We start from the raw sequence: 7,334 nt of genomic DNA, 5'->3' as shown, positions 1-7,334 counted from the left end.
ACCCGCGCCCACCAGGGCCGACAGCATGCCGATCAATCCGCCCATCGCAAACATCCCGGGTCCTGCGGGCAGGGTGCGCGTGGGTTTGGGCTTGCGGTCCAGAAACATCTGGGTCGCCGAGAAGCCCACGAACAGCGCGAAAAGCACGCTGAGTACCTTGCCCGGCATGGCCACGGCGATCTGGGCCCCCAGCGCCGACCCGACCAGGATGCCTGGCGCCAGCAGGCGGGCAACGGGCCACAACACCGCGCCACGCTGGTGATGCGCCCGCACGGAAGAAAGCGAGGTGAAGCAGATCGTCGCCAGCGACGTGGCCACCGCCATCTTGACGGTGTAGTCGGCCGGGAAACCTTTGGACGACAGGATGAAGGTCATGAACGGCACCATCAGCATGCCGCCACCGATGCCCAGCAAGCCGGCCAGAAAACCGGTGCAGGTGCCGAGCAGGGCCAGCTCAAGGATCAGCAAGGGTTCGGGGATCATGGGCAGCCCGGTTCGATTTCAAAAAGAAAACGCCAGCGACAAGGCTGGCGATGGGGGAATAAGGCGTCTGCGAGTGCCACCGGACCGGCATCCTGAACCGGGGTTCAGGTGGGCTAGGTCAACCTGGCGTTGGGTTCATCTGACGCGAGATGATCACGCTCACCAGGGGATGTTCCAAGCCCGGGCTCTATGAGCATTGGTTCAAGGAAATATAAAGCCCGGCATGCACCGCAGACGGGTCCATTGTAGGCCCAGTGGCGCTGCGTCGCCAAGCGCTGTGGCCGGCGTCAGAGCAACTGGCCGTCGTCGCCCAGGCAACGGTCCAGGCGTTGCAGTAAGGAGGTCAGTTGCGCATCGTCGCTGGTGGCGTCCGTTGTCGCAGCAGGGGGCATCGGTGCGGGCTGATCCCGGCGGGCTTGAAGCTCGGCCATGCTGCGGTCGGCCAGATCAAAGGCGAGGTTCAGTGCGGCCAGCACCGCGATGCGGTCGCGTGCGCGGATCTTGCCGGCATCGCGGATGCGGCACATGGCGGTGTCCACGCGCTCCACGGCCTCCAGCAGGCGCGATTCGCCGCCCTCGGGACAACCCAGCAGATAGCCCTGGCCGAGGATCTGGACTTCGATCTGCTTCATGCGGTGTCTTTCGGCGAAGCCGCTTCAGGCAGACGCTCCAGCAAGGCGTCAATCCGTGCACGGGCCGCATTCAGGCGCGATTTCAGCGAGTCGCGCTCGTTGGTCAGTGAGGCGACCTGCTGTGCCAGCAAGGCGTTGGTTCGCTGCAGCTCTTCGTAACGCACGAGCAAGCGGTCAACGCGTTCGGTAATCTGTTCGATCTGGGACGGGTTCGCCATGGGCACAGGAGGTTGATCCCGGATTGTAGGGTTTGCGCAAGCCCGGCCGCTACAATCTGCGGCGTTGGTGCTCGCGGTGTGGTTCACATGCCGCAGTTCAACGGGAAGCAGGGGGGAAAGTTTCTTCGGAACCGACCTAACCTGCGCTGCCCCCGCAACGGTAAGTGGACGAATCAACCCTGATTCCGCTTTCAGCACACCGCCACTGGACGCCCTGAACCGGCGACTGGGAAGGCGTTGAGAGTCGGTCCATCAGCCCGGATACCGGCCAACTCGGTGGTCGTCTTGCTGCAACGGCAGCCGGAGCGGCCTTTTCGTCCAGGTACTGGCGGGGATGCCGGTAAGGACACCTGTCAATCCGGTTCAACATGACGCCTTCGTTTTCCCACCCGCGCATGGCCGCGCTGTCCATCGCGCTCGGCGCTGCCTTTCCCGCCTTGGCCCAGACCTCGGCACCAGCCTCCGAACTTCGCGAGACCGTGGTCACGGCCAATCGCTCGGAGCAGCTGCTGACCGACGCGCTGCCCCACACCACCGTCATCGGGCGCGACGCCATCGAGCGGTCCCAGGCGGTCGACCTGGCCTCGCTGCTGGCGGGCGAGGCCGGCTTCCAGTCGGTGCAGAACGGCGGGCGCGGAAGCGCCACCAGCCTGTTCCTGCGCGGCAGTGCGGCGATGCAGGTGCTGGTCATGATCGACGGCGTGCCGCTGACCAAGCAGGACACCACTGGCACCGTGAGCCTGGAGCACATCATGCTCGACTCGATCGAGCGGGTGGAGATCGTGCGCGGCAACGTCTCGGCGATCTATGGAAGCGGTGCCGTGGGCGGCGTGATCCAGCTCTTCACGCGCAAGGGGCAGGGCAAGCCGGCCGGCTATGCGCAACTGGAGGCCGGCTCCTTCAGCACAGTGCGCGCGGCCGCAGGCGTGGGTGGGCAGGTTGGCGACACCCGTTTTGCGCTGGGCATTGGCGGGCACCGCACCACCGGCATCTCGGCCATCGACGTGGCGCAGCATCCTGGCGAGAACCCGGATCTTGATGGCTACCGCAACGTCAACGTCAACCTCTCGGTCTCGCACCTGCTGGCGCCGGGGCAGACCATTGGCTTTCGCGCGCAGGGCACGCAAGGCCGGTTCGACACCGATGGCGGCGGCTGGGGCAGCGCCACCGATGTCTACAAGGGCAGCAGTGCGCTGGGCAACGGGTCGCTCTACAGCCACAACCAGATCACCGCCGACTGGCGCAGCGAGCTGACCTACAGCCAGGGACGCGAGAAATCGATGTACGACGCCACGCTCACCGCCTATCCGTACGACAGCCAGGCCACCTCGCGCAGCCGCACGCTGAACTGGACCAACACGGTCGCGCTGGGCCTCTGGCAACTGACCGCCGGTGCCGAGCGACAGCTTCAGTCCATCGATACGTCCGACAGCTATGCGACCACGCTCAACACCTCGCGTGGCGTGACTGCGCTGTTTGCCGGCGTGTCAGGAACGAGCGGCCCGCACGCCCTGCAGCTGAACGTGCGCAACGACGCCGTCAGTGGCATGGCCTCGCAGACCACCGGTTACGCGGGATACGGCTACCAGCTCACGCCCGCGTGGAAGCTGATCGCCACCGTGTCGTCGGCGTTCAACCTGCCGCCGCTGGGCTACCTCTACGACCCGTTCTCGGGCAACCCGCAGCTGCAGCCCGAGACCGCGCGCTCCGGTGAGCTGGGCCTTCAATGGGCCGAGGGGCCCCAGGTGATGCGCGCCACCCTGTTCAGCACGCAGACCGACAACCTGATGCTGTACGACTTCAACACCTTCCGGTTCGAAAATGTCACCAAGGCCACCAACAAGGGCCTGGAAGTCAGCTTCAACGGCAAGCTTTCCGCGGCGGACGTGCGCGCCAGCCTGACCGCCCAGGACCCGGTGGACGACAGCACTGGCGCCTGGCTGCCTCGGCGCGCGCGCCAGATGGCGTCGGTCGGGATCAACCTGCCCTGGGGCGCCTGGCTGTTCGGCGCCAATGTCAACTACACCGGCAAGCGGCCCGACACCGCCCTCAATCCCATGTTGCCCGCCTACTCGGTCACGAACGTCACCGTGCGTTATGCCGTGAGCCCGGAAATTGCCCTTACGGGGCGCATCGACAATCTGTTCGACCGCCAGTACCAGACCGCCTGGGGCTACAGCCAGCCCGGCATCGGCGCTTATGCGGGTATCGTCTGGAACCAGAAGTAAGCCCATCGCCTGCACGCGCCCCGCCATGTCCGACCCGAATGCCGCCCCCGACCCAGCCCAGAGTGGTGCAAGGACGCCCGAGCCGGGAGCGCACGGCTGGGTGCCCCGGCGCATCGTCTGCCTGACCGAGGAGACCACCGAGTGGCTCTACCTGCTGGGCGAGCAGGCGCGCATCGTCGGGATCTCGGGCTACACGGTGCGGCCCCGGCGGGCGCGCCAGGAAAAGCCGCGGGTCAGCGCGTTTCTGAGCGCAAAGATCGATGCGATCCTGGCGCTGGAGCCGGACTGCGTGTTCGGCTTTTCCGACCTGCAGGCCGACATCGCGGCCGCGCTGATCCGCCACGGCGTGCAGGTCACGGTGTTCAACCAGCGCAGCGTGGCGGAGATCTTTTCGATGCTCTACCAGGTCGCCGCGATGGTGGGGCAGGTGAAGCAGGGCCTGCAGCGGATCGAGGCGATGCGCGCCGGCCTGCAAGCAATTGAAGCCGCCGCCTCGCGACTGCCCCGGCGGCCGCGCGTGTATTTCGAGGAATGGGACGAGCCGCCGATCAGCGCCATCCGCTGGGTGTCGGAGCTGGTCGGCATCGCCGGCGGCGACGACTGTTTTGCCGAGCTGGCCAACGAGCCGCTGGGCAAGAACCGCATCATTGCCGACCCGTCGGAGATCGTGCGGCGTTGCCCCGACATCGTCATCGGCTCCTGGTGCGGCAAGAAATTCCGGCCCGAGAAAGTCGCGGCGCGCCCGGGCTGGCAGGCCGTGAACGCGGTCAGAAACGGCCAGCTCTTCGAGATCAAGTCGGCCGACATCCTGCAGCCGGGCCCTGCGGCGCTGACGGACGGGGTGGCGCAGCTGCACCGCATCATTCAGGACTGGAGCGAACGCGATGGATGAACGCCCCGCCACCGCGAGAAGGCCTGTACCGGGGTTTTTCATGAAAAATTGGCAACTTCCCAGCGTGTTTGGGTCATTGTTTGCTATCAAAAATGAAGTTGCTGCGCAGATTTCACGGCAACCGGTGTTGGGACGGGCGGGACGCTGGGCAGCCCTGGCGCGGGTGGCGTACGCCGCCCTCGCACTCGGCGTCGCGCTGCCCGCGTTGGCGGTGCAGCTCACCGATGACCGGGGCATCACGGTCACGCTGGCCGCGCCGCCGCAGCGCATCGTCTCCCTGCTGCCCTCGCTGACCGAAACCGTGTGCGAACTCGGCCAGTGCCCCCGGCTGGTCGGAGTGGACCGCTACTCCAACTGGCCCGCGAGCATTGCATCGCTGCCACGCGTCGGCGGCGGGCTCGACCCCAGCATCGAGGCCGTGGTGGCGCTCAAGCCCGACCTGGTGCTGCTGGCCACGTCCACGCGAGCTGCGGCTCGGCTGGAGGCGCTGGGCATCAAGGTGGTGGCGCTGGAGCCGCGCAACATGGCCGACGTGCACCGGGTGCTGGCGCAGGTGGGGCGCGCGCTGGGCTTGCCCGACGCGGACGCCCAGCGCGTCTGGTTCCGGATCGAGACCGCGCTGGGCACGATCGCGCAGTCGATACCACCACGTTCGCGCGGCGCACGGGTGTACTTCGAGGTGGGCAGCGGCCCTTACGCGGCCAGCGAGGCCTCCTTCATCGGTGAAATGCTCGCCCGGCTGGACGCGCGCAGCATCGTGCCGGGCAACCTGGGCCCGTTCCCCAAACTGAACCCCGAGTTCGTCGTGAAGGCCGACCCCGACGTCATCATGATCGGTGATGAACACTTCACCGGCCTGGCCGGCCGCCCCGGCTGGGCGGCCCTTCGTTCGGTGCGCGAGCAGCGGGTGTGCGTGTTTGCGCCCGCGCAGGCCGATATCCTGGTGCGCGCCGGCCCGCGCCTGGCCGAGGCGGCGCGGCTCATGGCTTCGTGTCTTGCCAGCCGCGCGCCGACCCTGCCCACGGTGGCGCCGGGCGCCCGGCCATGAACGTGTCCCGGCGCGCAACCCGCATCGACGCCGCCGCGGGAGGGGATCGGTGAGCCCGATGGCCCGCGTCCACCGGCGCGCCGTCTGGCTGGCGGTGCTGCTGCTGGGGCTGTCCGTCCTGCTGATGGGCATCGGTGCCGGCGTGGGCAGCACGGGATGGGCCAGCATCCGCAAACTTGCCGACGACCCGGCCGCCTGGCAGATCGTGATCGACATCCGCCTGCCGCGCACCCTGGGCGCCTGGCTGGCCGGCGCGCTGCTGGGCCTGGCGGGTGCGGTGGCGCAGGGCCTGTTTCGCAACCCGCTGGCCGATCCGTTTCTGCTCGGCAGCGCCTCGGGCGCGTCGCTGGGCGTGGCACTGGCCCTGGCGCTGTTCGGGGCCAGCCCGCTGGCGGCGTCCTGGCTGACCACGCTGGGGCTGACCGGCGCGGCCTTTATCGGCGCGATGGCGGCAGTGCTGCTGACGCTGGCGCTGGCGCGCGGCGTGCAGCACACGCTGCGCCTGTTGCTGGCCGGCGTGATCGTCGGCGTGGTGCTGGGGGCCCTGGGCTCGTTGGTCACGCTGATGGTGCCCGAGACGATGCCGGCCATGCAGGCCTTCCTGCTCGGCTCCACGGGATTTGTCGGCTGGCCGGCCTGCGTGCCGATGGGCCTCGCCTTCGTGCTGTGCCTGTCCACGGCCTGGACCGTCAGCCCGGTGCTGGACGGCCTCACGCTGGGCGAGGCCACGGCGCGCAGCCTGGGGCTGCCGCTCGCGCCCTTGCGGCTGGCGCTCGTCGCCGTCATGGCCCTGGCCACCGGGGCCGCGGTGGCGCAGACCGGCCTGATCGCCTTTGTCGGCCTGGCCGCGCCGCACCTGGTGCGCTCGGTGGTCCGAACCACCCATGCCCGGCTGGTGGGGCTGTCGGCGCTGGCCGGTGGCGTGCTGCTGCTGGCGGCCGATCTGCTGGCGCGCAGCTGGATTGCGCCGCAGGAATTGCCGGTGGGCGTGCTCACCGCCGTGCTGGGCGGCGGCTACCTCCTGTGGCTGATGCACCGCGGTCGCGGCGCCAAGGGGGCCGTGTGAGCGCCGTGGCCGTGCAGACGCTGGGCTTGCGCGCCGCGCTGGGCGGCGTCGAGATCTTGCACGGGCTCGACCTCTCCCTGCCGGCCGGGCGCTGGACCTGCATCGTCGGCCCCAACGGAGCCGGCAAATCCACACTTCTCAAGGTGCTGGCCGGGCTGCTGCCGCACACCGGCGAGGTGCGGCTGCTTGGCACGCCGATGCAGGCCCTGTCGGGCCGGGAACGGGCCCGGCAGTTGGCTTGGCTCGGGCAGAGCGAAGGCTCGGCTGAAGACCTGAGCGCCTGGGACGTGGCGATGCTCGGCCGCCTGCCGCACCAGGCCTGGCTCGCGGCACCGAGCGCGGCCGACCACGCCGCGGTGGAGCAGGCGCTGCGCGCCACGCAGGCCTGGGACTGGCGCGAGCGCCCGCTGGGCCAGCTCTCCGGCGGCGAGCGCCAGCGCGTGCTGCTGGCCCGCGCGCTGGCCGTGCAGGCGCAGGTGCTGCTCATGGACGAACCCCTGGCCAACCTCGACCCGCCGCACCAGGCCGACTGGTTGCGCATGGTGCGCGAGCAGGTCGCCTGCGGTCGCACGGTGGTCAGCGTGCTGCATGAAATCTCGCTGGCGCTGCATGCCGACGAACTGGTGATCCTGTCGCAGGGCCAGGTGGCCTGGCAGGGCGCCTGCGCCGATGCGGCCACGCACCGCGCGCTGGAGCAGGTGTTCGACCACCGCATCGCCATCCACCCGCTGGCCGGACAGTGGGTGGCGCTGCCGAAGTAGCCGCCA

Annotated in this window: 8 protein-coding genes and 1 riboswitch; of the genes, 5 read left to right on the top strand and 3 right to left on the bottom strand. The window is 69.0% G+C overall.

The window, feature by feature from the left end:
- From ACMUOY_RS04160 to ACMUOY_RS04150, 3 genes are all read right to left on the bottom strand, one after another.
- A partial coding sequence (locus tag ACMUOY_RS04160; RefSeq protein ID WP_413891404.1) for a sulfite exporter TauE/SafE family protein occupies positions 1 to 483 on the bottom strand: 483 nt, incomplete at its 3' end.
- A gap of 287 nt (positions 484 to 770) precedes the next feature.
- Positions 771 to 1,115 (bottom strand): cell division protein ZapA, encoded by a 345-nt coding sequence (locus ACMUOY_RS04155; protein WP_413891402.1) that lies wholly within the window; start codon positions 1,113 to 1,115, stop codon positions 771 to 773.
- Positions 1,112 to 1,333 (bottom strand): DUF904 domain-containing protein, encoded by a 222-nt coding sequence (locus tag ACMUOY_RS04150; protein WP_413891400.1) that lies wholly within the window; start codon positions 1,331 to 1,333, stop codon positions 1,112 to 1,114. Before ACMUOY_RS04150 ends, ACMUOY_RS04155 begins: the two co-directional genes overlap by 4 nt.
- 48 nt (positions 1,334 to 1,381) lie before the next feature.
- Positions 1,382 to 1,621: riboswitch (cobalamin riboswitch) on the top strand.
- Between the two features lie 80 nt (positions 1,622 to 1,701).
- Here ACMUOY_RS04150 and ACMUOY_RS04145 point away from each other — a divergent pair.
- Genes ACMUOY_RS04145 through ACMUOY_RS04125 form a run of 5 tightly spaced genes read left to right on the top strand, consistent with a single transcriptional unit; the run spans position 1,702 to position 7,328 of the window.
- Positions 1,702 to 3,561 (top strand): TonB-dependent receptor domain-containing protein, encoded by a 1,860-nt coding sequence (locus ACMUOY_RS04145; protein ID WP_413891398.1) that lies wholly within the window; start codon positions 1,702 to 1,704, stop codon positions 3,559 to 3,561.
- A 25-nt stretch (positions 3,562 to 3,586) separates the two neighbouring features.
- Entirely contained in the window at positions 3,587 to 4,453 is an 867-nt protein-coding gene (locus tag ACMUOY_RS04140) for an ABC transporter substrate-binding protein (protein WP_413891396.1), read from the top strand.
- 40 nt (positions 4,454 to 4,493) lie between these two features.
- Positions 4,494 to 5,501 carry an ABC transporter substrate-binding protein gene (locus ACMUOY_RS04135; protein WP_413891394.1) on the top strand — a complete coding sequence of 336 codons (1,008 nt, stop codon included), beginning with the start codon at positions 4,494 to 4,496 and terminating at the stop codon, positions 5,499 to 5,501.
- A 58-nt stretch (positions 5,502 to 5,559) separates the two neighbouring features.
- A complete protein-coding gene (locus ACMUOY_RS04130) occupies positions 5,560 to 6,567 on the top strand; it encodes a FecCD family ABC transporter permease (protein ID WP_413891392.1) in 1,008 nt (335 codons plus the stop codon).
- Entirely contained in the window at positions 6,564 to 7,328 is a 765-nt protein-coding gene (locus ACMUOY_RS04125) for an ABC transporter ATP-binding protein (RefSeq protein ID WP_413891390.1), read from the top strand. The genes ACMUOY_RS04130 and ACMUOY_RS04125 overlap by 4 nt, the downstream gene beginning before the upstream one ends.
- The last annotated feature ends 6 nt before the right edge of the window (positions 7,329 to 7,334 follow it).

It is taken from the genome of Candidatus Skiveiella danica (genome assembly GCF_022705245.1).
Lineage (GTDB): Bacteria > Pseudomonadota > Gammaproteobacteria > Burkholderiales > Burkholderiaceae_C > Skiveiella > Skiveiella danica.
Note: the sequence above shows the minus strand (reverse complement) of the source record. Positions and strands in the feature narration are given on the sequence as shown.

What these genes read in the sequence shown, in the direction of transcription:
- ACMUOY_RS04155 (WP_413891402.1), bottom strand. Translation starts at nt 1,115, where the DNA reads ATGAAGCAGATCGAAGTCCAGATCCTCGGCCAGGGCTATCTGCTGGGT.
- ACMUOY_RS04150 (WP_413891400.1), bottom strand. Translation starts at nt 1,333, where the DNA reads ATGGCGAACCCGTCCCAGATCGAACAGATTACCGAACGCGTTGACCGC.
- ACMUOY_RS04145 (WP_413891398.1), top strand. Translation starts at nt 1,702, where the DNA reads ATGACGCCTTCGTTTTCCCACCCGCGCATGGCCGCGCTGTCCATCGCG.
- ACMUOY_RS04140 (WP_413891396.1), top strand. Translation starts at nt 3,587, where the DNA reads ATGTCCGACCCGAATGCCGCCCCCGACCCAGCCCAGAGTGGTGCAAGG.
- ACMUOY_RS04135 (WP_413891394.1), top strand. Translation starts at nt 4,494, where the DNA reads ATGAAAAATTGGCAACTTCCCAGCGTGTTTGGGTCATTGTTTGCTATC.
- ACMUOY_RS04130 (WP_413891392.1), top strand. Translation starts at nt 5,560, where the DNA reads ATGGCCCGCGTCCACCGGCGCGCCGTCTGGCTGGCGGTGCTGCTGCTG.